This window comes from Streptomyces sp. NPDC048278 (assembly GCF_040652195.1).
GTDB lineage: Bacteria > Actinomycetota > Actinomycetes > Streptomycetales > Streptomycetaceae > Streptomyces.
In genome coordinates, this window is the sequence record NZ_JBEZLP010000022.1 from 58,222 (window position 1) to 83,996 (window position 25,775).

The following is a 25,775-nucleotide window of genomic DNA, read 5'->3' on the forward strand; positions in this document are numbered from 1 at the left end:
CGTTGTGGCTGATCGCGCAGTTCCCCGCGCCCCTTTCGGGGCGCGTTTCACCTCACCGGTATGGACCAATTCACGTTCGCCTTCTTGACAGGTGGATTGGTCCAGACCAAATTTGTTGCGCACCTCCTTGCACCTTCGTGCAACTCCCGAACACCCCCATTCCTTCAGGGAGATCGCGTGCGCAACTCGCTCAGACGTTCCAGACGTCGGATATTCGCCCTGCTCGGGTCCGCCGCTCTCGCGCTCGCCGGGGCCATCGCGCTGCCCGGTACCGCGCAGGCGGCCAACGTCCTGTCCAACCCCGGCTTCGAGTCGGGGAGCCTCTCGCCGTGGTCCTGCTCCGGGAACCTCGGCTCGGTCGTGTCCTCGCCCGTGCACGGCGGGTCCAAGGCGCTCGCGGGGGCCGCGAGCGCCAGTGACAACGCCCAGTGCACGCAGACCGTCGCCGTGCAGCCCAACACGACGTACTCGCTCAGCGGCTGGGTCCGCGGTTCGTACGTCTATCTCGGGGTGACCGGGGGCGCGTCCACCTGGACGACCTCGGCGTCCCAGTACAGCCAGCTGACGGTCTCCTTCACCACGGGGGCCTCGCAGACCAGCGCCCAGATCTATGTCCACGGGTGGTACGCCCAGGGGACGTACTACGCCGACGACATCAGCCTCGACGGGCCCGGCGGCAGTTCCGACACCCAGGCGCCCACCGCGCCGGCGAACCTGACCTCCACCGGGAAGACCTCGTCGAGCGTGTCCCTGTCGTGGTCGGCCGCGACCGACAACGTCGGGGTGGCGGCGTACGACGTCTACCGCGGGTCGACCCTGGCGACGAGCGTCTCCGGGACCTCCGCCACGGTGAGCGGACTGTCGGCCAGTACGGCGTACACGTTCACGGTGAAGGCACGGGACGCGGCCGGGAACGTGTCGGCCGCCTCCAACTCCGTGTCGGTGACGACGAGCGCGGGCAGCGGCGGCGGGACCGGCTTCAAGCAGGCCGCGCCCTACCTCTACGAGGGCTGGGGCGACCCGCCGAGCCCGTCGACCGTGATGAACGCGACCGGCATCAAGAACTTCACCATGGCCTTCGTGCTGGACTCGGGCGGCTGCAACCCGGCCTGGGACGGCAGCCGGGCCCTGACCGGCGGCGTCGACCAGACCGCGATCAACCAGATCCGGGCGGCCGGCGGTGACGTCACCCCGTCCTTCGGCGGCTGGCAGGGCAGCAAGCTCGGCGCCAACTGCTCCTCGGCGAGCGCGCTGGCCGGGGCGATCCAGAAGGTGGTCAGCGCCTACGGCCTGAAGTCGGTCGACATGGACATCGAGAACACCGACGAGTTCGAGAACGAGGCCGTGCAGGCGAGGATCCTGACCGCCCTGAAGACGGTCAAGGCCAACAACCCCGGCCTGAAGACGATCGTCACGTTCGGCACGTCCACCACCGGGCCGACGTACTACGGCAACCGGCTGATCGAGCAGGCCCAGTCGATCGGCGCCGACATCGACGTCTTCACGATCATGCCGTTCGACTTCGGCGGCGGCTCCGACATGTACGGCAACACCGTGGCCGCGGCCGAGGGACTGAAGACCAAGCTGAAGTCCACGTTCGGCTGGGACGACGCGACGGCCTACGCGCACATCGGGATCTCCGGCATGAACGGCCTGTCCGACCAGCAGGAGAACACCACTCCGGCGATCTGGACGCAGATCCGTGACTGGGGGAACGCGCACCACATCGCCCGGCTCGCGTTCTGGGCGGCGAACCGGGACCGCGGCTGCGCGGGCGGCGGCGTGGTGAGCAACTGCTCCGGGATCAGCCAGAGCGACTGGCAGTTCACCTCGATCACGGCCGGCTTCACCGGCTGAGCATCGGGACCGGCCGCGTGCCGAGGCGTGGGGATGCCTAGACCGGGTATCCCCACGCCTTCGCTATCTCGGCGAGCCGGGGCGGGAGTTCGGCGGTGGGATCGGCCTGCCGGGCGGCCTGGATCTTGCCGGACTTGATCTCCTTGCTCCAGTCGCCGAGCTTCGGCTTGAACGTGCCGTGGTCCTGCTTGCCGTAGTCGAGCATGCCGCTCTCCCACGGGACGCCGAGGTATGCGCACAGACCGCGGGTGACCCCCTCGGGGTCGGCGGTGAGGTCCTCGTACGTGATGACGTGGGCGCCGGTGAGGTTCTGACGGGCCTCTTCGAGCTTCTCCGCGTAGCTCAGCACCTCGGCGCGGATCGCCTCGTGGTCGGGGTCGGCGCGGCGGCTGGTCAGGGACTGGATGACGGCGCCCGGGTGGCGCAGCAGCAGGATGAACCGGGCCTCGGGCCAACATCGGTGCAGCCGGGGCCAGATGAGGGTGTTCGGCGGCGTCTTGTCGACGATGACGTCCTTGCCGCTGCGGCTGAGCTCCAGGTGCAGCACCCGGTCCCAGAGCACGTGCTCCAGCTCCTCGCGGTCGAGGGCGAGCTCCTTCATGGCGTCCGCGGTGAACTCCCGGGACATGCGGACGTGGACCGTGCGCAGGTGCATCTCGTGCGGGGCGCGGATGCGGCTGTGGCTGTTCAGCAGGACCCGCAGCAGCGTGGAGCCGGAGCGCACCGAGGAGAGCACGAAGGCCGGGGACTCCACCAGGCGCGGGGCGAGCGGCGCCGTGAAGTCGGGGGCGGCCTGCTGCGGCCGTTCGGCGGGGCGCTGGGTCGGGATGGCGTCCAGGGTCTTGCGCGGCGGGCTCACCGCCTGTGCCATGAGCCGGCCCCGGCGCTTGAGCCCCTTGGCGATCGCTGACATTCGCGGGTCTCGCACGGTGATGCCTTTCTGTCGTCCCTGCCGTCCCGCATCCCAGGGGTGTCAGGCGAACTCAAGGTGTCCAGAAGGAGAACCAACAGGGTCACGGCGACCCGAAAAGCCGCCGTGACCTGCCTACTTACCGTTCTCTTAATTCTTCATATGAGAAATCCAGACTTGTGACCCGAACCGGGTCAGAAGCGGCCGGATCCCCGGTACAGCTCCAGTTCCCCGTCCAGCTCGACGGCGAGGACGGTGGCGTACGGGTCGAGGTCGGCCGCGGCCGGCGGGTCGATCCACAGGACGCCGACCGCCTCGTGCAGCCCGCCGACCACCCGGTGGCCGAGCTCGGTGCCGGTGCCGAGCACGGTGACCCTGTTCACCTTGGTCGCCAGGCCCCGGACGCCGATCTCGGCCCGCGGGACGTCGAACAGGGTGAGGTAGAGAGTGCGCCGGTCGGCGGAGAGGGTGCTCGGGCCGTAGTGGTGCCCGGCCGGCAGGCCGCGCCCGGTCCCGTACACCGCCTCCGCGTGCCTGCGGATCCACTCCCCCAGCCCCTCCAGGCGCTCCACCTGCGGCTGCGGGATGGTGCCGTCCTCCATGGGACCGACGTCGAGGAGCAGGTTGCCGCCGCCCCCGATGGTCTCGGTGAAGTAGCGGATCAGCTGGGCGAGGGACTTGTGGTTGTGGTCGTGGTGCTGGTACCCCCACGAGTCGTTGATCGTCAGGCACAGCTCCCAGGGGCCCTCCGGGGGCACGACGGGGGCGCCCTGCTCCGGGGTCGCGTAGTCGCCCTCGCCGAGCATGCGCGCGTTGAAGACGACGTGCGGGACGTAGGAGCGGATCAGCGCGGCGAGTTCGGGGATCCGCCACTGCTCCTCGCTGCGGTCCCACTCCCCGTCGAACCACATCAGATCCGGCCGGAAGCGGGAGGCCAGCTCACGTATCTGGCCGTCCCGGTAGGCGATGAAGCGTTCCCAGGCGGCCAGGTCCTCGTGCTCGGCCGCCACCTCGGAGTACCGGTTGTCCTCCAGCTCCGGCGGGCGGCCCGGCTTGCGCGTGGAGGCGTAGTCGGGGTGGTTCCAGTCGGAGTGCGAGTAGTAGAGGCCGACCTTGAGGCCGTGCTCGCGCAGGGCCTCGGCGTAGGGGCCGAGGTAGTCCTTGCCGAGGTTGAGGTCGCCGTACGCCGTGTCCCACAGGGCGACACCGTCATGGTGGCGGCTGGTGAGGACGGCGTACTTGGCGCCGGCGCGGGCGAACAGGTCCGCCCACGCCTTCGGGTCGTACCTGGCGCCGGTGAAGCGGCCGAGCTGGGACATGTACTGGTCGTGCGGCACGATGTCGTCGTAGAAGGACCAGGACTCCTGGACCCCGTCCACGGCGTAGATGCCCCAGTGCACGAAGATCCCCAGCTTGGCGTCGGTGAACCAGGGTTGCATGGCCATCCGGTCAGCTCCTCTGCAGCCGGAGGGTGAGGATCTGGAAGGGGCGCAGCGCCACGGAGACGGTGTCGCCGTCCACGTCGGCGTCGGCGTCCTCCAGGGGGCGTTCCAGGAGGTCGGTGACCTGGGCGCCGGCCAGCGGGAAGCCGGTGCGCAGGACGCCCTGGGCACGGCCGCCGCGGGACTCGTAGAGGCGGACCACGACGTCGCCGGAGCCGTCGTCGGCGAGCTTGACGGCCTCGACGGTCACGCCGTCGCCGTCCACGGCGACGACCGGCCGCGGCTCGCCCGCCGCGTCGGCCACCCGCAGCGGGAGGTTGAGCGCGTAGCCCTCGGCGACGGCGTCCCCGATGGTGGCGCCGGGCAGCAGGGAGTACGTGATGCGGTGGCGGCCCTGGTCGGCGCCCGGGTCCGGGATGCGCGGGGCGCGCACCAGGGAGAGGCGGACCGTGGTGGTCGTACCGCCGTCCTCGCGGACCGTGCGGGAGACGTCGTGGCCGTACGTCGAGTCGTTGAGGACGGCGACGCCGTAGCCGGGCTCCCCGATGTGCACCCAGCGGTGGCCGGAGACCTCGAAGCGGGCCGCCTCCCAGCTGGTGTTGGTGTGCGTGGGCCGCTGGACGTGGCCGAACTGGATCTCCGCGGAGGAGTGCGCGGCGCGGACGTCCACCGGGAAGCCGGCCTTGAGGAACTTCTCGGCCTCGTGCCAGTCGATGTCCGTCTCGAAGTCGATCCGGGGGCTGCCGGCGCGCACGGTGACCGTCTGGGTGATCGTCGAGCCGTTGCCGAAGGGGCGCGTGATCCGGATCGAGCCGAGCAGCGGGTCCGCGTCGGCGACCGTGATCTCCGAGGGGTCCAGGAGGTCGGTGTAGCGGTTCTTGTAGTGCTTGTCGACGTCCCAGGCGTCCCAGTAGTTGGGGAGGTCGGTGTGCAGGCGGAGCAGGTTGCCCTGCCCGGCGAGGACCTCGCGGTTCGCGCGGAGGTCGTACACCGACGACAGGGTGCCGTCCTCGGCGATCTCCACCCGGACGAGCCCGTTGTCGAGGACGCGGCCCTCGACGGTCACCGGCCGCGGGGCCTCGGCGGCGGCCGTCAGCGGGGCGCTGCCGCCCGCGGGGACCTCGACGTACACGGGAGTGCCCGCGGCGTCCCGGACGACCTCTGCACGGCCGTAGGGGCTGGTGTTGAAGACACGGGCCGCGCCGCCGCCCAGGGCGGTGACCGCCTCGGTGGTGAGCGCCTCCAGTTCCCCGGCGACGCGGGCGTACTCGGCCTCGGCCTCGCGGTGCACCCAGGCGATCGAGGAGCCGGGCAGGATGTCGTGGAACTGGTGGAGCAGGACCGTCTTCCAGAGCCGGTCGAGCTTCTCGTGCGGGTAGGTGTAGCCGGGCGCGTGCAGGGCGGCCGTGGTCGCCCACAGCTCGGCCTCGCGGAGCTTGTGCTCGCTGCGCCGGTTGCCCTGCTTGGTGCGGGCCTGCGAGGTGTAGGTGGCGCGGTGCAGCTCCAGGTAGAGCTCGCCGACCCAGACGGGGGCGTCCTCGTACTCGGCGCGGGCCTTGGCGAAGAAGGCGTCCGGGTGCTCGACCTCGACCTTCGCGGAGCCCTCCAGGTCCTTCAGGCGGCGGGCCCGCTCCATGATCTCGCGGGTGGGGCCGCCACCGCCGTCGCCCCAGCCGAAGGGGGCGAGGGAGCGGGTGGCGCCGCCCTTCTCGGCGTAGTTGCGGACCGCGCGGGACATCTCCTCGCCGCTGAAGCGGGCGTTGTAGGTGTCGACGGGCGGGAAGTGCGTGAAGATGCGGGTGCCGTCGATGCCCTCCCACCAGAAGGTGTGGTGGGGGAACTTGTTGGTCTGGTTCCAGGAGATCTTCTGGGTGAGGAACCAGTCGTTGCCGGCGAGCTTGGCGATCTGCGGGTAGGCCGCGTTGTAGCCGAAGGAGTCCGGCAGCCACACGCCCTTGGTCTCGACCCCGAAGTGCTCCATGAAGAACCGCTTGCCGTGCACGAACTGGCGGGCGACCGCCTCGCCGCCCGGCAGGTTGCCGTCGGACTCCACCCACATGCCGCCGACCGGCGCCCACTGGCCCTTCTTGACCGACTCCTGGATCCGGGCCCAGACCTGCGGGTAGTTGTCGCGCACCCACTCGTACTGCTGGGCCTGCGAGCAGGCGAAGACGAACTCGTCGTACTCCTCGGCGAGCGAGGTGACGTTGGAGAAGGTGCGGGAGGTCTTGCGCTTGGTCTCGCGGATCGGCCAGAGCCAGGCCGAGTCGATGTGCGCGTGGCCGACGCCGGAGACGATGTGCGCGCTGGCGTGCGCGGGCTTGGAGAGCGCCGGCTTCAGGGCCTCGCGGACGGCGGCGGCGGAGCCGGAGATGTCGTCCAGGTCGAGCAGGTCCATCGCGCGGTCGAGGGAGTGCGCGATCTCGTGCCGGCGCGGGTCGTGCTCGCCGAGCTCCAGCATCAGCTCGCGGAGCACCTGGATGTCCAGGTCGAGGTGCCAGACGTCCTCGTCGAGGACGGCGATGTCGGCGCGCTTGAAGGTGTAGAGCGGCTGGTCGCCGGCGGTCAGCACGTCGCCGAGGGGCGTGGGCTCGCGGAAGTCGTTGGCGAGGATGTCGGGGTTGGAGGCGGCCTCGACCAGGTAGTCGATCACCTCACCGCCGGTGGCCGGGTTCGCGATCCGCACGTACTGGTTGAGCGGGTTGACCGCCTTCAGCGGAGTCCCGTCGGCGAGGTGGACCAGGGCCTCGGCCTGGTTGCCCGGCCAGTCGCCGACGAAGCCGAGGTCGATGACGGCCTCGACGCGGCGGCCCGCGAACTCCTCGGGGACCGTGCCGTGCATCCGGAACCAGGTGGTGCCCCAGGGCGGGCCCCACGGGGTGTCCATCGCGAACGGCTCGTAGGCGGCAGCCGCGGCCTCCTCGAAGGGCACCGGCTCCCCCGGGGCCTGCCAGGCGGACACCTCGAAGGGGACGGTGGCCGCGTAGACCGCGGGCTTGATGCGCTGGTTCTGGAGGCGCTCTACGCGCTCCTCGATCCGGCGGCGTTCGTCGTGCATGGAAGTCTCCAGAAGAAGGATGGAAAGCGCTTTCCGGACGGCTGACTACTTAAGATACGCGAGGCCGGGGTGGACCCCCGTGTACCCCTCGACCAGCCGGCGGGCCACGTTCACCGAGTCGACCAGCGGGTGCAGCGCGAACGCCTTCACGGCCGTCGTACGGGAGCCGGACTCGGCCGCGGCGAGCACCTCGCGCTCGACCGCCTTGACCGCGCAGACCAGGCCGGTGGCGTGGTCGGGCAGCGGGGCGACGGCGACCGGGTGGGCGCCGTTGGCGTCGACCAGGCAGGGCACCTCGATGACGGCCTCGCCGTCGAGGACCGAGAGGGTGCCGCGGTTGCGGACGTTGAGGATCAGGGTGGTGCGCTCGTCGCGGGCGATGGCCCGCATCAGGGCCAGGGCGACCTTCTCGTAGCCGCCGGAGAGGTCGTCGGCGTCGCGTTCGCCGGCGCCGGCCGTCTCCCGGTTCTCGGCCATGTAGGTGGCCTCGCGCTCGGCGCGGGTGCGGTCCCAGACGTCCAGGGCCTTCGAACCGGGGGCGGCGACCGCCTCGTAGAAGTGCGCCTGCTGGTCACGGAGGAAGGCGCCGCGGGTCTTCTCGGCCTGCTGGTAGGCGCGGACGGCCTCGCGGTTGAAGTAGTAGTAGTGCAGGTACTCGTTGGGGATCGCGCCCAGGGACTGGAGCCAGTCGACGCCGAAGAGCTTGCCCTCCTCGAAGGAGCCGAGCAGGTCGGGGTCGGCGAGCAGGCGCGGGAGCTCGTCGCGGCCCTCGATGTGCAGGCCGCGCACCCAGCCGAGGTGGTTGAGGCCGACGTAGTCGATCCAGGCCTCCTTCGGGTTCCCGCCGAGCACCCGGGCGATCCGGCGGCCGAGGCCGACCGGGGAGTCGCAGATGCCGATGACGCGGTCGCCGAGGTGCCGGGACATGGCCTCGGTGACCAAACCCGCGGGGTTGGTGAAGTTGATGACCCAGGCGTCGGGGGCGAGCCGGGCCACCCGGCGGGCGATGTCGACGGCGACGGGCACGGTCCGCAGGCCGTAGGCGATGCCGCCCGCGCCGACCGTCTCCTGGCCGAGGACGCCCTCGGCGAGGGCCACCCGCTCGTCGTTCGCCCTGCCTTCCAGGCCGCCGACCCGGATCGCCGAGAAGACGAAGTCGGCGCCGGTGAGGGCCTCGTCCAGGTCGGTCGTGGCGGTCACGGCGGGGGCGTCCGGGACGCCCGCCGCCTGTTCGGCCAGGACCCGGGCGACCGCGGACAGCCGGCCGGCGTCGAGATCGTGCAGCACGACCTCGGTGACCCGCCCCTCGGCCCGGTCCGTCATCAGTGCGCCGTACACGAGCGGCACGCGGAACCCGCCGCCGCCAAGAATCGTCAGTTTCACCGGCTTCCTCCAAGGATGCCCACGCGTTCAGGCCACGAAGCGATCGAGCCTTCACGGAACGGATCGAGGGACGGAGATGCGCCAGTTCGGCGGATCTCTGCCCACATGAACGGATAAGATCTGCTCAGTGCGTCGCGAGAACCAAGCACGCACCGTGTCTTTGCACTTGCTCCAGGAACCCGGGCTGGTCTCAACCCGGCTGGTGCTGATCGCGGAAGACTCGATCGCTCGCTGAGCGGTTGAGCAGCGTGAGCCAGGAATCTCCTTCGACTCCGGGGGAGAGGATTCAAGTTTGAGCCTTTCCTGCCAGTACGACCTCGACGTGGGCCTCCTCAAAGGAGGCCCGCGTCGCCGGATCCACCGGCGCGTTGGTCACCACCATGTCCAGGTCCCCGGGACCGCAGACCTTCGCCATGCCCGTGCCCGGGAACTTGGCGGCATCGGCGAGCAGCACGACCTTGTCGCTCGCCCCGATCATGGCGCGCTTGACCGGCACCTCCACGACCGTCGTGTCCATCACCTGCCCGCCGGGCCGCACCCCGCTGGTGCCGAGGAACAGCCAGTCGGCGTGCAGCTGGCGCAGGTTGTCCTCGGTGAGGAACCCGACCAGGGAGCGGTACTCGCGCCGGAGCATGCCGCCGAGCAGCACCAGTTCGATGCCCTCGTCGTCGGCGAGCTCCTCGTAGACCACCAGGTTGCTGGTGATCACGGTGAGCCGGCGGCCGTGCAGCTGGCGGGCGAGCCGGAAGGCGGTGGTGCCGATGTCGAGCAGCACCGACTGGCCGTCCTTGACCAGCGCCGCCGCGCACGCGGCTATCGCGTCCTTCTCGGCCACCCGCACCTCGGCGACCTCGGCGAAGGGCTGGTCGCCCTCCTCGACGACGGCGCCGCCGTGGACACGTGTGAGCAGCCCGTCCTCCTCCAGCTTGACCAGGTCGCGCCGGATGGTGGCCGGACTCACGCTCAGCTGCTCGGAGAGGTCGGTCACAGAAGCGGGGCCACCGGCGCGCAGGGCCCGCAGGATGAGTTGGTGTCGTCGTTCTGCCAGCACGCGGCGAACACTACTCGTCATCTTCAATCAAATCCATGCTCAGTTCTGCTCGGGTATTGACCAATCTCTCCGAGCAGCGCACGATTCCCGTCATCGAAAATGACGAGTTTTGACGAGAGGCTGCGCACGTGGACGACGACAGGCCCGATGTGCTGCTGACCGGGCTGCTCTTCTACGACCTCGTCCTCACGGGGCTCGGCAAGCCGCCGACGCCGGGCGAGGAGATCTGGACGGCCGGCATGGGCTGCGGCCCCGGCGGCATCGCGAACCTCGCGGTGGCCGCGTCCCGCTTCGGCCTGCGCACCTCGCTGGCCACGGTCTTCGGGGACGACTTCTACGGTGAGTACTGCCGGGACGTCCTGTGCGACCAGGAGGACATCGACCTCTCGCTCTCCCGCACCGCGGACGGCTGGCCCACCCCCGTCACCGTCTCGCTCGCCGCCGGCCACGACCGGGCCCTCGTCACGCACGGCCAGGAACCCCCGTACTCGCAGGACACGCTGATGGGCGACCCGCCCGAGGCGCGCACCGCGCTCGTGCACATCGAGGCCGAACCGCGCGAGTGGATCGCCAAGGCAGCCGCCAACGGCACCCACGTCTACGCCGACGTCGGCTGGGACCCCACCCAGGAGTGGTCCCGCGACCTCCTCGACCAGCTCGCCCTGTGCCACGCCTTCCTCCCGAACGAGACCGAGGCGATGGCCTACACCCGCACCGACAGCGCGGTCGCTGCCCTCGGCACCCTCGCCGAGCTGGTGCCGGTGGCGGTCGTCACCCGGGGCGGGGACGGCGCGGTCGCCGTCGACCAGACCACCGGCGAGTACGCCGAGGTCCCGGCCCTCGACGTCGACGTCCTGGACGCCACGGGCGCCGGGGACGTGTTCGGGGCGAGCTTCGTCACCGCCTCCCTGGGGGGCTGGCCGCTGGCCGAGCGGCTGCGGTTCGCGGTCCTCGCGGCCGGGCTCTCCGTACAGCACCACGGCGGCGCCCTCGCGGCCCCCGGCTGGTACGGCGTCGACCGCTGGTGGCGCTCACTGGCCGATCCCGAACTGAAGAAGACCTACGGCTTCCTCGCCGACCGCCTGCCGGCGGACGTGGGCCCCCCGGTGCGGCACGCCCCGGTCACCCCGCCCGCCCGGCTCCCCTGACCCGCACCGCCCGCAGCCCGACGGCCCCGCGGCCCGACGGCCCCACAGCCCCACAGCCCCACAGCACGACGCCCCACAGCCCCCACGCTCCACAGAACAAACGCCCCTCAGTACCACGAACAGGAACAACAGGAGTGACCCGTGGACCTTTCACGTAGAGGCTTCCTCCAGGCCGCCGCACTCACCGCGGCCGCGTCCGGCCTGACCGTCGCATGCGGCGGCTCCGGATCGGGCGGTACCAAGAACGGCAAGAACCTCACCCTGTGGTACTGGGGCGGTGCGCTCAGCGACAAGGTGGTCGCGGAGGCGAAGACCCACTTCAGCGGTTCGGTCAAGCTGACTGCGTCGTCCATCGGCGGCGACTTCAAGCAGAAGCTCACCACCACCCTCGCCGCGGGCGGCTCCTCCGTGCCCGACATCACCGGCATCAAGGGCGAGGACATCGCGTCCTTCCTGCCCAACGCCTCCCGCTTCCTCGACCTGAACGACCTGGGCTTCAAGAAGATCTCCTCGCAGTACCTGGGCTGGAAGACCAAGCTCGCCCAGACCAGCGACGGCAAGCAGATCGGCTTCCCGATCGACATCGGCCCCACCGCGCTCTTCTACCGCGAGGACCTGTTCGCCAAGGCGGGCGTGGCCACCGACCCCGACAAGGTCGCCGCCCTGGTCAAGACCTGGGACGACTACTTCGCGCTCGGCACCGAGCTGCAGAAGAAGAACCCCGGCAGCTTCCTGGTCAACAACATCAGCTCCGTCTTCACCGTGGTGGTCGGCCAGGGCACCCAGCGGTTCATCGACAAGAACAACCACTTCATCGGCGACCAGGACCACATCCGCGCGGCGTGGACCACGGCCGTCCGCCCCTACACCCTGGGCATCGACGCCAAGATCAACGACAACAGCTGGAACGCCGCCATCGGCAAGAACCTGCTCACCGAGCTGGGCGCGGCCTGGCACGCGCTGGACATCGAGCAGGCCGCGCCGCAGACCAAGGGCAAGTGGCGGGTCTGCGCCAACCCGGTCGGACCGTCCAACCAGGGCGGCTCCTACCTGGCCCTGCCCAAGCAGTGCCGGAACCCCGAAGAGGCCTTCAAGATCATCAGTTGGATCCTCAGCCCGGCCAACGACGCCCGCGGCTTCACCGACGCGGCCATCTTCCCGGCCGCCCCGGCCGCGTACGCCATGCCGGCCATGACGGGCCCGGACGCCTTCTTCGGCGGGCAGAAGATCATCGAGGTGTTCGGCCCGGCCGCCAAGGCCATCCCGGACAGCTACGAGGCGCCGGCGGACGCCGCCGTCATGGCCCCGTACATGACGGAGCTGACCAACATCGAGGCCAAGGGCAAGAAGCCCGACGACGCCTGGAACGACGCGGTCAGCCAGGCCAAGCAGATCGCCCGGCGGCAGGGGGTGAACTGAGCATGACGTCACCTCCGGTGACCGGTCCCGCCGCGGTGCCCGAACACCGCGGCGGGCCGGGCCCGGCCCGGTTCCGCCCGCGGCGCGCCACGCCCGCGGGCACCGTCCGGCCGAAGCGGCGCGGCCCGCTGGCGTACTGGCGCCAGTACCTGGCGATCTCGCCGTTCTACCTGATCTTCGCGGCGTTCTCGTTCTTCCCGGTCTTCTACTCGCTGTACCTGGCCTTCCAGCGCTGGGACGGCCTCGGCGACATGCAGTTCGTGGGCCTCCAGCAGTTCAGGTTCCTCTGGTCGGACCCGGTCTTCTGGCTGTCGATCCGCAACACCCTGGTGATCTGGGTGCTGTCCACGGTGCCCACCCTGCTGGGCGCCCTGGTGCTGGCCACGCTGCTGCACTCGGTGCGCCGCTTCAAGGGCTTCTACCGGATCGCCCTCTACGTGCCGAACGTCACCTCGATCGTGGCCGTGGCGATCTTCTTCGGCGCGGTGTTCAGCAACAACTTCGGCCTGGTCAACGCGATCCTGGGCACGGTCGGCATCTCGCCGGTGCCGTGGCTGAGCAACCCGTGGCTCATCAAGGTGGTCATCTCGCTGCTGATGACCTGGATGTGGACCGGCTACAACATGATCATCTACCTGGCCGGTCTCCAGGCGATCCCGACCTCGATCTACGAGGCCGCGAAGATGGACGGCGCCGGCCCGGTCCGCACGTTCTTCCAGATCACCGTCCCGATCATGCGGCCGATCATCCTGTTCACCGTCATCATCTCGACGATCAACGGTCTGCAGAGCTTCAGCGAGCCCCAGGTGCTGTTCGCCAGCAACGCCGCCAACGCGAACCTCGGCGGCCCCGGACAGGCCGGTCTGACCACGCTGCTGTACTTCTACCAGTCGGCCTTCCTCAACAACGACTACGGCTACGGCGCCGCCATCGTGTGGGCCTTCTTCCTGCTGATCATCGTCCTCGTCGCCGTCAACTGGCGCATCACCCAACGAGGGAGGAAGCCGTGACCACAGCCGACACCACGGCCGCCACGACCGCCGACCCGACGCGGCCGGCCCCGCGCCCGCGACGGCTGCGCCGCCCCAAGGGCCTGACCGCGCACCTCATCCTCATGGCGGCCGTCCTGCTCTCGGTCTTCCCGTTCGTGTGGACGATCGTCATGGCGACCAACACCACCCAGGACATCTACAAGAGCCCGCCGAAGTTCACCTTCGGCTCGCACCTGCTGGAGAACATCCGGCACGTGCTGAACACCATCGATTTCTTCGGGTCGATGCTCAACACGGTCATCGTCGCGACCGTCACCACCGTCCTGGTGCTGTTCATCGACTCGCTGGCGGCCTTCACCTTCGCCAAGTTCGACTTCCCCGGCCGCAAGGTGCTGTTCGGCACGCTGCTGCTGTTCATGATGCTGCCGCTGCAGCTGGCGATCCTGCCGCAGTTCATCCTCATGTCGAACATCGGCTGGGTCGGCATGCTCAAGGCGCTGGTCCCGCCCGCCCTGGCCAACGCCTTCGGCATCTTCTGGCTGCGCCAGTACATCGAGAACGGCGTGCCCGACGAACTCCTCGACGCCGCACGCATCGACGGCGCCGGGTTCTTCCGCCAGTACTGGAACATCGCGCTGCCGATGATCCGGCCCGCGCTGTCCTTCCTCGCCATCTACGCCTTCGTCGGAGCCTGGAACGACTACGTCTGGCCGCTCATCGTGCTCACCAACCCCGACCACGTGACCCTCCAGGTGGAGCTGGCCCAGCTCAACGTCGGCCACACCACCGACTACAGCATGGTCATGGCCGGGGTGCTGATGGCATCGCTCCCGCTGGTGCTGGTCTTCGCCGTCTTCGCCCGCGGCTTCATCGCGGGCGCCACCGAGGGCGCGGTACAGGGCACCTGACCCGCACCACGTGCGGGACGCGCACGTGAGACAGAGGAGGGATCCGGTGACGGACGCCGACGCCGGGCGGACGCGGGCAGCGGAGGGTGCGGGGCCCTCCGCCCGCCTGCCGTTCGCCCGGCGCCGTGCCGTGCCCCCGGGCCGGAACGGCACCGAACACGGCACCGAGCACGGCAAGGTGCTCGTGGTGGGCATGGACGGGCTGCGCCCCGACCGGCTCGCCCTCTCCGCCGCCCACGCGCCCGTCCTGCACGGCCTGATGGCTGCGGGCGCGTACGGCACCAGCCTGCTGCCGTACGGCGAGGCCGACGGGCAGGCCGAGGGCGGGCCGTGGACGAGCATGGCCTACACCGACTCCGGGCCCGGCTGGTCGAGCGTGCTGACCGGGGTCTGGCCCGACCGGCACGGGGTCACCGGCAACGACTTCGCGGGCGCCGACTACACCCGCCACCCCGACTTCCTCAGCCGCGCGGTCGCCGCCCGCCCCGGTCTGCGCACCGCGGCCGTGGTGTCCTGGCCGGAGCTGGTCCACCGCGGTGTCCTCGGCCCCGCCATCGGGCGCCGGGTGCACCACGACGGCGAGAGCGACGGCTACGCGACCGCGGACGACCTCGTCGCCCGCACCGCCCTGCGCTGGCTCACCGAGCACGACCCCGACCTGGTGTTCGTGTACTTCGGCGCCACCGACGAGGCCGGCCACGCCACGGGTCCCCTCTCCGCCGCCTACGACGACGCCCTCCTCGCCCAGGACACCCACCTGGGGCGGCTGCTCGCGGCGCTCGACGCCCGGCCCTCCGCCGAGCGGTGGACCGTGCTGGTCACCACCGACCACGGGCACCTCGACACCGGCGGCCACGGCGGCGACACCCGCGCCGAGCGCGAGGTCTTCGTCGTCCTCGCCGAGCCCGGCACGCCCGCCGGCACCCGGCTCGACACGCCCCGGCTCGTCGACATCGCCCCCACCGTCCTGGACCGGCTCGGCATCCCCGTCGACCCGGACTGGGGCCTGGCCGGGCGGGTCCTGCCCAGCCCCACCCCACCGACTTCGGAATGGTCATGACCGACGAACTTCCCACCGACCCGCTGTTCGCCCTCCGCCCCTGGGAGGCCCCCGAGCTGACCTCCTGGGGCCGGCTCCCCATGAACGCCGTCGACCGGCGCACCGGAGCGCTCCCCCTGGACGGCGACTGGCGTTTCCAGTTGCTGCCGGCTCCGGACGCGCCGGTCGGCGGCTCCTGGGCCACGGCGCACGTCCCCGGCGCCTGGACCGTGCAGGACACCGACGACCTGCCGCAGTACACGAACGTCACCATGCCGTTCCGCGAGTTCCCGCCGCAGGTGCCGGCCGCCAACCCGACCGGGGTCTACGAGCGTGAGCTGGACGTGCCCGCCGAGTGGGCCGGGCGCCGGATCGTGCTCCAGGTCGGCGCGGCCGAGAGCGTGCTCCTGGTGCACGTCGACGGGCGACCCGTCGGCGTCTCCAAGGACTCGCACCTGGCCGCCGAGTTCGACCTGACGGACGCCGTCCGTCCCGGCACGCGGTCGCTCCTCAGGCTCACCGCCGTCAAGTGGTCGGACGCCACGCACGTCGAGGACCAGGACCAGTGGTGGCACGGCGGGATCACCCGGTCGGTACTGCTGTACGCGACCGACCCGTTCCGGCTCGCGGACGTGACCGTGCGGGCACGGCGGGACGGCGAGCTGCGGGTGGACTGCCAGGTGCGGAACGCGGCGGGCGACCGGGCGCTGCCCGCGGACTGGTACGTCACCGGGGACCTCGACGGCGAACCCCTCGCGCAGGACGCCGAGTTCGACCGGCTCAACACCGAGGACGACCGGGTCTCCGACTTCCTCGGCGAGGCCCGCATCCGCGCCACCGTGCCCGAGGTGCGCACCTGGAACGCGGAGCAGCCCGAGCTGTACGGGCTGACCGTCCGGCTGCACCGCGCCGACGGCACGGTCGCCGACACCTCGTACCACCGCATCGGCTTCCGGGACGTCGAGATCACCGGCCGGGACCTGCTCGTCAACGGCGAGCGGGTGTTCGTCCGGGGCGTCAACCGGCACGACTTCCACCCGCTCACCGGGCGGACGGTGTCGTACGAGGACATGCGCGCCGACCTGGCGGTGCTGAAGCGGTTCGGGTTCAACGCGATCCGCACCTCGCACTACCCGAACGACCCGGCGCTGTACGACCTCGCCGACGAACTCGGCTTCTACGTCGTGGACGAGGCGGACATCGAGTCCCACGACCACGCCCACGAGATCGCCGACGACCCGCGCTACCTGAACGCCTTCGTGGACCGCGTCTCACGCATGGTGCTGCGCGACAAGAACCACCCCTCGATCATCATCTGGTCACTGGGCAACGAGTCCGACTACGGCGCCAACCACGACGCGGCGGCCGGCTGGGTGCGGCGGCACGACCCGACCCGGCCCCTCCAGTACGAGGGGGCCGCCAAACTCGGCTGGGCGGACCCGGACGTGGCCTCCGACATCGCCTGCCCGATGTACGCGGCGCTGGAGGACTGTGTCGCCCACGCCCTGTCCGGGGAGCAGACGAAACCGCTGATCCAGTGCGAGTACTCCCATGCGATGGGCAACAGCAACGGCACGCTGGCCGACCACTGGGCCGCCATCGAGTCCACTCCGGGGCTTCAGGGCGGGTTCATCTGGGAGTTCTGGGACCACGGAATTCTCCAGCGGGTGAGCGACGGAAGACCGGTCGGGCGCACGGGCGCCGGACTGTACGACAACGGTGTCGCCGCGCCCGGCCACCGCTGGGCGTACGGCGGCGACTTCGGCGAGGCCCTGCACGACGGGGCGTTCGTCGCGGACGGCGTCGTCTTCCCCGACCGCACCCCGAAGCCCGCGATGTACGAGCACCGGGAGATCGCGGCGCCGGTCCGCATCCGGTGCTTCCGGCACGAGGGCATCGTGCTCGCCAACCACCAGCACTTCCGGGGCTTCGACTGGCTCGCCGGTACCTGGGAGCTGGCGCTCGCCGACGGCCGTACCCTGACCGGCCCGGCCGAGCTGCCCGAGCTGTGCCCCGGCGAGACGGCGGCCGTACCGCTGCCGTTCGAGGTGCCGGCGGACGGCGGCGAGGCGTGGCTGACGCTGCGGGTGACGGTCGCCGAGGACCAGGCGTGGGCGCCGGCCGGTACGGAGATCTGCACGCCGCAGATCCGGCTCCGGGCGGCGGACCCGCTCGGGCCGCCGGTGCCGGCGGGCCCGGCCGTCGAGGTGGACGGCGAGGGGCTGCTGCTGCATCCGCTGCTGGCCGCCGCGCCGGCGCTGTCGCTGTGGCGGGCGCCCACCGACAACGACGAGCTGGGCGGGATGGCGCTGCGCTGGCGCACCTGGGGCCTGGACCAGCTGGTGCGCAAGGTGGTCTCGGTCCGCCGCGACGGCGCCCGGGTGACCGTGCTCGCGGAGTACGCCGGGACGGTCGGGGTGGTACGGCACCGGCAGGAGTTCACGCCGGTCGCGGGCGGCGTCCGGGTCGACGAGTCGGCCGAGCTGCCCGAGGAGTTCGCGGACGTGGCCCGGGTCGGCTCGGTCTTCGAGACGGTGGCCGGGCTCGATCTGCTGGAGTGGTTCGGTCAGGGTCCCTGGGAGTCGTACCCGGACCGTGCCGCCGGAGCCCCGGTCGGCCACCACTCCCTGCCGGTGGACGCGTTGTTCACCCCGTATCTGCGGCCCCAGGAGAGCGGCGGCCGGCACGGCGTACGGCGGTTCACGCTGTCGGCGCCGGACGCCACCGGACTCGCGGTCGAGCTGGACGAACCCCGCCAGGTCTCCGTCAGCCGCTACCGCGCCGAGGACCTCACCGCCGTCACCCACCACGACGAACTCGTGCCGCGGGCCGGCTGCGTGGTCCACATCGACGCCGCGCACCGGGGCCTCGGCACGGCGTCGTGCGGCCCCGACACCTTCCCGTCCTACCTCGTCGCACCGGGTCTCCACCGCTGGAGCTGGACCCTGCGCGTGCTCTGAGAACCGTCTGCCGAGATCCGTCTGCCGAGATCCCCCCACGCCCTTCGCCGTCACTTCCGCTTACCCACGGAGCACACGTGTGTACTTCGCATGACCACCCGCAGGGCGAGGCCGCCGAGGCCGCGCAGGCCGGAGCCGGGCGCCGCAACTTCCTCAGGGCCACGGCGCTCCTGGGCGCCGCCGCCACCGCCGGGGTCGCGCTGCCTGCCGTCGCCGAGGCGTCGTCCTCCGGCTCCGGCCGGCGGCCCGACCCGGAGAGCCGCCGCTTCACCCTCGCGGTGATGCCCGACACCCAGTACCTGTTCGACGGGCCGAGCATCAACCCGGCGCCCATCGAGGCGTCGCTGCGCTACCTCCTGGAGCACGGCGGCGAGTCCGACGACAACATCGTCTTCCTGTCCCACCTCGGCGACCTCACCCAGAACGGGGCGGCGGAGGAGTTCGCCGCGATCGGCAAGGCGTTCGAGATCCTCGACCGGCGCGGGGTCGGCTACAGCGTGCTGGCCGGCAACCACGACATCAGGTCGTCCACGGACGACCAGCGCGGTGCCACGCCGTACCTGGACGCCTTCGGGCCGCAGCGCTTCAAGGGCAAGCCGACCTTCGGCGGGGCCTCCGCGGACGGCTACAACACCTACCACCTGTTCCGGGCGGGCGGCCGGGAGTGGCTCGTGCTGGCGCTGGACTGGCGGCTGTCGGCCAAGGGATACGCCTGGGCGAAGGACGTCATCGCCGCGCACCCGAAGACGCCGGTCATCCTCACCACGCACGAACTGGTCGTGGACGACGACGAGTTGTCGTCGTACGGGCAGCAGCTGTGGGACCAGCTGGTCGACGAGCACGACCAGATCTTCCTCACCCTCAACGGCCACTACTGGCCGGCCGGTCGCGCGACCCGCAAGAACGCGGCCGGCAACGACGTGCACCTGCACCTGACGAACTACCAGAACCGGTACTTCGGCGGCGCGGCGATGATCCGTCTCTACCACTTCGACCTGGACCGCGACGTCATCGACGTGGAGACGGTCTCGCCGTGGATCCTCGGCCGGGCCAAGAAGGGCCTGAACGAGCTGGAGCGGCAGGAGATGGAGCTGAGCGGCGACGGCGACCGCTTCTCCGTCGACATCGACTTCGCGGCCCGCTTCGAGGGCTTCGACCCGGTGCCGGTGCGCCCGGCGCGGCCCGCCTCGCAGCTGCTGGTCCGGGGTACGGCCGCCTACTGGCGGTTCGACTCGGCGGTCTCCGGCACGGTCCGTGACCTGTCCGGCAACGGCAACGACCTCACCGTGGTCTCGGTGGGCGGCGGCACCCTCGGCTGGTCGGCGGACCACCACCCGGACCAGCCGGGCCACGGCAGCCTGGAGTTCACGGGTTACAAGTCGCCCCTGAAGGGCGCCTACCTGAAGACGGTCGACGGCGCCCCGCTCAACTCGGCGACGTTCAAGGACGGTTACACCATCGAGGCGTTCTACCGGCTGCCCGCCGACTGGGACGCCTCGCACAACGCCTGGTCGGGCCTGGTGAGCCGTACCGGCCGCAACGGCTCCGTCGGCACGGTGACCGACGACCCCGACGAGCCGCTCGCGACCCTCTCCCTCTCCGACGGTCCGGGCCCGCAGTGGGCGATGCACCCGCTCAACCAGCAGCAGCTGGTCACCAACTGGGGCGACGAGACCGACCCGGAGATCTGGTGGCACGTCGCCGTCGTCAACGACGGCAAGCACACCACGATGTACGTGCAGGGCTGCCCGGTGGCCCGCAACCCGCACGCCGCCGCGGTCGGCATCGCCTCCTCCGGGAAGCCCTGGCTGCTCGGCGGCTACGAGTACGCCGACAAGATCGACCAGATCCTGCACGGCCGCCTCGGCGACGTCCGGATCGTCTCCCGGGCCCTGCCCGTCTCCTCCTTCATGACCCACTGACCCCCGTTACGAGGATCATCTTCATGACCGAGCAGCAGCTGCCCACCTGGGCCGACCCTGCCGTCTCCCCCGCCGACCTGGACGCCCAGGGCATGTCGAGGCGTGGACTCCTGCGCCGCGCGGGCCTGTTCGGCGCCGCGTTCGCGCTCGGCTCCGCGGCCACCCCCGCGTTCGCCGCGTCCGGCCGCGGCCTGGGCGGCGAGGACCCGCGCCTCGCCTACCTGGTCGGCGACCACCACGTGCACTCCGTGTACAGCCACGACGCCAAGTACACGTTCTCCCAGCAGGCCCGGGCCGCCGCCAAGTACGGCCTGGACTGGATGGTGTTCAACGAGCACTCCAACTTCGGGCACGCCTACTACGGCGCGAAGATGGAGCACGCCGAGATCCTGAAGGCGCGTGCCGAGAACCCGCGCCAGCTGATCTTCCAGGGCCTGGAGTGGTACATCCCGGCCGCCGAGCACTGCACGGTCTTCGCCGCGCCGGGACCGCACGAGACCGACCTGCTCACGCAGTTCGAGCTGGCCTACGACGGCAAGCTCCTCGGCTACACCGAGGGCTCGGCCGGCGCCACGGACACCGCCCGCAACGAGGCGCACGCCGTCAAGGCCATCCAGTGGCTGGCCGAGCAGCGCCGCACCGGCTACGTGGACGACGTCCTCGTCCTCGCCAACCACCCGCTGCGGCTCGGCATCGACTCCCCGCACGAGATCCGCAACTGGCGGGACGCGGCCTCCGAGATCATGATCGGCATGGAGGGCGCGCCCGGCGCCCAGGGCGCGGCGATCCCGGGCTGGGGCGGTACGAACGCGATCCGCGGCGAGTACCAGAACAGCCAGTCGGCCCAGTCCTGGGCGGGCTTCCCCGCGGGCGCCTACGTCACGTACGGCGGTTTCGACTGGGCGACCGCGACGGTCGGCGGCCTGTGGGACGCGATGCTCTCCGAGGGCCGCCTGTTCACGATCACCACCAACTCCGACAACCATCGCACGGTCTTCGACACCTGGAAGAACGGCGACTGGCCGGCCGGGCAGAACTTCGACAACACCGGCAAGCTGCCCGACCCGGTCGACACCGACACCACGCAGCCCGGCTCCGACTTCTGGCCCGGCGAGTTCAGCCGCACCCATGTCGGCGTCACCGGGTACGGCTACCGCGCGGTGATGGCGGGTCTTCGCGCGGGCCGGGTCTGGCTGGACCACGGCCACCTGCTGGACGGCCTCGACGTCCGGCTGAAGCGGGACTGCGACCACGGCCGGGGCGTCACCCTCGGCGGGCGGCTGCGGGTCCGCAAGGGCGAGCGCCTCACCCTCGAGGTGACGGTGACGAGCGCGTCGAGGGCCAACACCCACGGCATCCTGCCCCAGCTGGCGCACGTCGACGTCATCCGGGGCGCGGTGCGCGGTCCGGTCGCCGACCGCGACACCTGGCAGGCGCCGGACACCAGGGTCGTCCGGACGAAGGACGTCTCCGGCCGCAAGGGCACGTACACGCTCCGCTTCCCGGTCACCGCGGGCGACGAGTCGTTCTACGTCCGGCTGCGCGGCAGCGACGGCAAGCGCAACGGCGCGGGCTACCTGGGCGCGTCGATCGACCCGCACGGCCCGATCCCGCACGAGCCGGGCAACGGCGACCCGTGGGCGGACACCTGGTTCTACTCGAACCCGGTCTTCGTGGACGTGATGAACTGAGCTGAGTGAAGCGCCCCGTCAGGGGCGCGGGGAACTGCGCGACCGGCCCCCACCGGCCCGCAGTTCCCCACTACGCGTAGAACCGCGACAGGCTCTGCAGCACGGCCGCGGGCTTCGCACCGCCCTCGATCTCGATCGTCCCGTCGACGGCGATCTGCACGCCGCCCGGCACGTCCTCGACCTCCGTGAGCCGGGCGGCCAGCCGGATGCGGGAGCCGACCTTCACCGGGGACGGGAAACGGACCTTGTTCAGGCCGTAGTTGACCTTCGTGGTGACGCCCTGGACGTCGAGGAGTTCGGTGAACAGGGGGATGAACAGCGACAGGGTCAGGTAGCCGTGCGCGATCGGGGCGCCGAACGGGCCCTCGGCCGCGCGCTCCGGGTCGACGTGGATCCACTGGTGGTCGCCGGTCGCGTCGGCGAAGGTGTCGATGCGGTCCTGGGTGACCTCGATCCAGTCGCTGGTGCCGAGGTCGCCGCCGGCGAGCTTCTTCAGTTCGTCGAGGCCGTTGACGGTGATGCCCATGGGGTTCCGTTCCTTACTGGTTGCCGTAGCGCTTGCGCACCCGGGACTTGAGGAGCTTTCCGGAGGCGGTGCGCGGGAGTTCGTCGGCGAGCACCACCGATTTGGGGAGCTTGTACTTGGCGAGCCGCCCGGCCAGCGAGGCGAGCACCTGGTCGGGGTCGAGGACGGTGCCCTCGCGGGGCACGACCACCGCGCGCGGCACCTCGCCCCACTTGTCGTCCGGTACGCCGATGACCGCGCACTCCACGATGTCGGGGTGGGCGAGGAGCAGGTCCTCGATCTCGGCGGGGTAGACGTTCTCGCCGCCGGAGATGATCATGTCCTTGAGGCGGTCGACGACGAAGACGTAGCCGTCCTCGTCGACCGTGGCCGCGTCCCCGCTGCGGAACCAGCCGTCCGCGAAGGAGGCCGCGGTCTCCTCCGGCAGGCCCCAGTAGCCGGGCATGACGTGGGGTCCGCGGACCGTGATCTCGCCGGGCTCGCCGGCCTCGACCGGGGTCAGGTCGGGCCGCACGACCCGTACGTCGCTGAAGAAGTGCGGCACACCGGCCGAGCCCGCCTTGCTGATGGCGTGCTCGGCGTCGAGGAACAGCGTGCCGGGGGACGCCTCCGTCATGCCGTAGCCCTGGAGGAAGGTCAGGCCGCGCTCCTGGTACGCGGCGATCAGGGGCGTCGGGACCGGGGAGCCGCCGCAGGTCAGGATGCGGAGGGAGGACAGGTCCGCGTCGGCCCAGCGCGGGTGCCTGGCCACCTGCTCGAACATCGTCGGGACGCCGAACATGAAGGTGATCCGGTGCCGTTCGATCAGGTCGAGGGTCGCCTCCGGGTCGAAGGCCTCGACCAGGACGCAGGTGCCGCCCTTCAGGAGGACCGGCAGGGTGAGCATGTTCAGGCCCGCCGTGTGGAACAGCGGCGCCGAGACGAGGGCGCGTTCGTCGGCGATCAGGTCGGTGTCGACCAGGACGTTGAACGCGTTCCAGGTCAGGTTGGCGTGCGTGAGCATCGCGCCCTTGGGGCGGCCGGTCGTCCCCGAGGTGTACATGATGATGCAGGTGTCGTCGGGGGCGACCGGTTCGTCGATCGGGTCGTCGGGCGCGGCCGACAGCAGCTCCTCGTACTCCGGGCCGACCTCGACGTACGTCCGGACGTCGGTGGTGCCGGGCAGGCCCGCGACGAGTCCGGCGTGCGAGGGGCCGTAGAGGAGGGCCCTGGCGCCGGAGTCGCCGAGCTGGTAGGCGATCTCGGGGCCGGCCAGGCGGGTGTTGAGGGGGACGAAGACCGCGCCGAGGACGCCGGCCGCGAACAGGGTCTCCAGGTAGGCGGGGTGGTTGGGGCCGAGGTAGGCGACGCGGTCGCCGCGGCGGATGCCCAGGGCGCGCAGGGCGTGGGCCAGGCGGGTGGTGCGGGCGTGCAGGGTGGCGTAGTCGGTCGGCTGCCCGCCGGAGATCAGTGCCGTGCGGTGCGGGGTCTTGCGGGCCCGGCGTGCGGGCCATGACCCCAGTCCCTCGTTGCGCATCTGCGGCCCCCTTATGGCTTGGTCAGCCCGAGCAGGCGGGCGGCGTTCTCCTTGAGGATCTTCGGCCGGACCTCGTCCTTGATCGGCAGCTTCGCGAAGTCGGCGAGCCACCGGTCGGGGGTGAGGACGGGGAAGTCGGAGCCGAACAGGACCTTGTCCTTGAGCAGCGTGTTGGCGTACTGCACCAGCTGCGGCGGGAAGTACTTCGGCGACCAGCCGGACAGGTCGATGTGCACGCCCGGCTTGTGCGTGGCGACCGCGAGGGCCTCGTCCTGCCAGGGGAACGACGGGTGCGCCAGGATGATCTTCAGGTGCGGGAAGTCGGCCGCCACGTCGTCCACGTGCAGCGGGTTGCTGTACTTCAGCCGGATCCCGCCGCCGCCCGGGACGCCGGCGCCGATGCCGGTCTGGCCGGTGTGGAAGAGGGCGATGGCGCCGGTCTCCTCGATCACCTCGTAGAGGCCGTAGGCCACCGCGCGGTCGTTCGGGAAGAACCCCTGGATGCTGGGGTGGAACTTGAAGCCCTTGACCCCGTACTCCTCGACCAGACGGCGGGCCTGCCGGATGCCGGCCTTGCCGCGGAAGGGGTCGACGGAGGCGAAGGGGATCAGGACGTCGGCGTTGGCGGCGGCGGCCTCGGCGACCTCCTCGTTGCGGACGGGCGCGGTGCCGGTCGCGGACTCGGCGTCCACCGTGAAGATCACGGCGGCCATGTTCCGCTCCCGGTAGTAGGCGGCCGTCTCCTCGATCGTCGGCTTCCGCTTCCCCTCGACCTTGAAATAGGCGGCGGAGGCGTCGTGCAGGTCGTCGTCGAGGGAGGAGTGCCCGCGGGAGGAGACCTCGGCGTGCGTGTGGACGTCGATCGCGGTGAGGGTCTCGATGTCCATCACGCCTCCGGAAGCTTGGGCGCCGGGATGCCGACCGTCTGGAGTTCGGCGCCGACCGAGGTGGGGAAGGCGTCGGCCAGGGTTTCCGGGGTCCAGCCGCCGTCGGCGTAGGCCGCGCTGATCTCCTGCGGATGCGACCAGAGTGCCACCTTGTCGCCGCCGATGCCGATGGCCTGGCCGGTGATGCCCCGGGCGGCCTCGGAGGCGAGGAAGGGGACGAGGGCCGCGCAGTCCTCGGGGGTGCCGAAGCCCTCGCCCTTGCGCAGGAAGCCCGGGAGCGGCTCGCCGTTGCGCATGGCCTCGATGTACGGCGCGAAGGCGGGGATGGTCTCGGTCATGGCGGTGGCGGCCACCGGGACGATCGCGTTGACGGTGATCCCGGCCCGGCCCAGCTCCATCGACCAGGTGCGGGCCATCGCGGCGATGCCGGCCTTGGCGGCGGAGTAGTTGGTCTGGCCGAAGTTGCCGCGCTGTCCTGCCGGGGAGCCGACCAGGATCAGGGTGCCGCCCCCGCCCTGTTCGCGCATCCGGACGGCGGCGGCGCGGGCGCAGGTGAAGGTGCCCTTGAGGTGGGTGGTGAGCACGGCGTCGAAGTCGTCGTCGGTCATCTTCCACAGCACCTTGTCGCGCAGGATGCCCGCGTTGGTGACCAGGATGTCGATGCCGCCGAACTCCTCGACGGCCCGGTTCACGAGCCGGTCCGCGGCCTCGGCGGTGCCGACCGGGACCACCTCGGCGACGGCGGTGCCGCCGGCCGCGGTGATGGACTTCACTGCCTGCTCGGCGACGGTCTCGTCCACGTCGTTGACGACCACCGAGGCGCCGTGGGCGGCGAGGGCGTGGGCGTAGGCGAGGCCGAGGCCCCGGCCACTGCCGGTGACGACGGCGGCCTTGCCGGTGAGATCGATGGTGGGCACGGTCGGTCCCTTCGCAGACGACGGCGGCGGCCCGTGGGGCCACCTGCGGCTTTCGAGATCGAAGCTAAGAGCAATAATTGTTGTCGTCAATAGTTGTTGTCGACCCACGGGTGCCTCATGCTGGAATCTGTCCCACAGACCGCCCCGCC

The 25,775-nt window shown here is 71.0% G+C and carries 18 protein-coding genes; 9 read left to right on the forward strand and 9 right to left on the reverse strand.

What is annotated here, in order from left to right; translation table 11 throughout:
* Positions 1 to 177 precede the first annotated feature (177 nt).
* Complete coding sequence (locus AB0D74_RS31805) at positions 178 to 1,857, forward strand: carbohydrate binding domain-containing protein (protein WP_362594655.1); 1,680 nt, start codon at positions 178 to 180, stop codon at positions 1,855 to 1,857.
* A 37-nt stretch (positions 1,858 to 1,894) separates the two neighbouring features.
* On the opposite strand, the gene AB0D74_RS31810 is transcribed toward AB0D74_RS31805, so the two are convergent.
* From AB0D74_RS31810 to AB0D74_RS31830, 5 genes are all read right to left on the reverse strand, one after another.
* Entirely contained in the window at positions 1,895 to 2,770 is an 876-nt protein-coding gene (locus AB0D74_RS31810) for a sulfotransferase (protein WP_362594657.1), read from the reverse strand.
* 191 nt (positions 2,771 to 2,961) lie between these two features.
* Positions 2,962 to 4,212 (reverse strand): alpha-L-fucosidase, encoded by a 1,251-nt coding sequence (locus AB0D74_RS31815; protein WP_362594659.1) that lies wholly within the window; start codon positions 4,210 to 4,212, stop codon positions 2,962 to 2,964.
* 4 nt (positions 4,213 to 4,216) lie between these two features.
* Positions 4,217 to 7,267, reverse strand: a complete 3,051-nt coding sequence (locus AB0D74_RS31820) for a glycoside hydrolase family 38 C-terminal domain-containing protein (RefSeq protein WP_362594661.1) — start codon at positions 7,265 to 7,267, stop codon at positions 4,217 to 4,219.
* A gap of 45 nt (positions 7,268 to 7,312) precedes the next feature.
* Positions 7,313 to 8,650 carry a 6-phospho-beta-glucosidase gene (locus AB0D74_RS31825; RefSeq protein WP_362594663.1) on the reverse strand — a complete coding sequence of 446 codons (1,338 nt, stop codon included), beginning with the start codon at positions 8,648 to 8,650 and terminating at the stop codon, positions 7,313 to 7,315.
* A 286-nt stretch (positions 8,651 to 8,936) separates the two neighbouring features.
* Positions 8,937 to 9,701: a DeoR/GlpR family DNA-binding transcription regulator gene (locus tag AB0D74_RS31830; protein ID WP_362594665.1), complete on the reverse strand. Its 765-nt coding sequence runs from the start codon at positions 9,699 to 9,701 to the stop codon at positions 8,937 to 8,939.
* 128 nt (positions 9,702 to 9,829) lie between these two features.
* Between AB0D74_RS31830 and AB0D74_RS31835 the strand changes: the two genes are divergently transcribed.
* The 8 genes from AB0D74_RS31835 (at position 9,830) to AB0D74_RS31870 (ending at position 21,780) form a co-directional block, all read left to right on the forward strand.
* Complete coding sequence (locus tag AB0D74_RS31835) at positions 9,830 to 10,849, forward strand: carbohydrate kinase family protein (RefSeq protein ID WP_362594667.1); 1,020 nt, start codon at positions 9,830 to 9,832, stop codon at positions 10,847 to 10,849.
* Between the two features lie 141 nt (positions 10,850 to 10,990).
* Positions 10,991 to 12,268, forward strand: a complete 1,278-nt coding sequence (locus tag AB0D74_RS31840) for an extracellular solute-binding protein (RefSeq protein ID WP_362594669.1) — start codon at positions 10,991 to 10,993, stop codon at positions 12,266 to 12,268.
* 2 nt (positions 12,269 to 12,270) lie between these two features.
* Positions 12,271 to 13,278, forward strand: coding sequence for a sugar ABC transporter permease (locus AB0D74_RS31845; protein ID WP_355713869.1), 1,008 nt, complete (start codon positions 12,271 to 12,273; stop codon positions 13,276 to 13,278).
* 104 nt (positions 13,279 to 13,382) lie between these two features.
* Positions 13,383 to 14,168, forward strand: a complete 786-nt coding sequence (locus tag AB0D74_RS31850; protein ID WP_362594837.1) for a carbohydrate ABC transporter permease — start codon at positions 13,383 to 13,385, stop codon at positions 14,166 to 14,168.
* Positions 14,169 to 14,298: 130 nt separating this feature from the next.
* Positions 14,299 to 15,228, forward strand: a complete 930-nt coding sequence (locus AB0D74_RS31855) for an alkaline phosphatase family protein (RefSeq protein ID WP_362594839.1) — start codon at positions 14,299 to 14,301, stop codon at positions 15,226 to 15,228.
* Positions 15,225 to 18,167: a glycoside hydrolase family 2 TIM barrel-domain containing protein gene (locus tag AB0D74_RS31860; RefSeq protein ID WP_362594671.1), complete on the forward strand. Its 2,943-nt coding sequence runs from the start codon at positions 15,225 to 15,227 to the stop codon at positions 18,165 to 18,167. Before AB0D74_RS31855 ends, AB0D74_RS31860 begins: the two co-directional genes overlap by 4 nt.
* A gap of 77 nt (positions 18,168 to 18,244) precedes the next feature.
* Positions 18,245 to 20,089 carry a LamG-like jellyroll fold domain-containing protein gene (locus tag AB0D74_RS31865; protein WP_362594673.1) on the forward strand — a complete coding sequence of 615 codons (1,845 nt, stop codon included), beginning with the start codon at positions 18,245 to 18,247 and terminating at the stop codon, positions 20,087 to 20,089.
* A 23-nt stretch (positions 20,090 to 20,112) separates the two neighbouring features.
* On the forward strand, positions 20,113 to 21,780 hold the full coding sequence (locus AB0D74_RS31870) for a histidinol-phosphatase (protein WP_362594675.1): 1,668 nt from the start codon (positions 20,113 to 20,115) through the stop codon (positions 21,778 to 21,780).
* Positions 21,781 to 21,850: 70 nt separating this feature from the next.
* Here the strand turns inward: AB0D74_RS31870 and AB0D74_RS31875 are convergent, their stop codons facing one another.
* The 4 genes from AB0D74_RS31875 to AB0D74_RS31890 are packed head-to-tail and all read right to left on the reverse strand — an operon-like array spanning position 21,851 to position 25,626.
* Positions 21,851 to 22,306, reverse strand: a complete 456-nt coding sequence (locus AB0D74_RS31875) for a MaoC family dehydratase (RefSeq protein WP_362594677.1) — start codon at positions 22,304 to 22,306, stop codon at positions 21,851 to 21,853.
* A gap of 13 nt (positions 22,307 to 22,319) precedes the next feature.
* The gene (locus tag AB0D74_RS31880; protein WP_362594679.1) at positions 22,320 to 23,822 is read right to left on the reverse strand and encodes a long-chain fatty acid--CoA ligase; all 1,503 of its coding nucleotides are present in this window, start codon (positions 23,820 to 23,822) and stop codon (positions 22,320 to 22,322) included.
* Between the two features lie 11 nt (positions 23,823 to 23,833).
* On the reverse strand, positions 23,834 to 24,709 hold the full coding sequence (locus AB0D74_RS31885) for an amidohydrolase family protein (protein ID WP_362594681.1): 876 nt from the start codon (positions 24,707 to 24,709) through the stop codon (positions 23,834 to 23,836).
* Entirely contained in the window at positions 24,709 to 25,626 is a 918-nt protein-coding gene (locus AB0D74_RS31890; RefSeq protein WP_362594683.1) for an SDR family oxidoreductase, read from the reverse strand. The genes AB0D74_RS31885 and AB0D74_RS31890 overlap by 1 nt, the downstream gene beginning before the upstream one ends.
* Between the last annotated feature and the right edge of the window lie 149 nt (positions 25,627 to 25,775).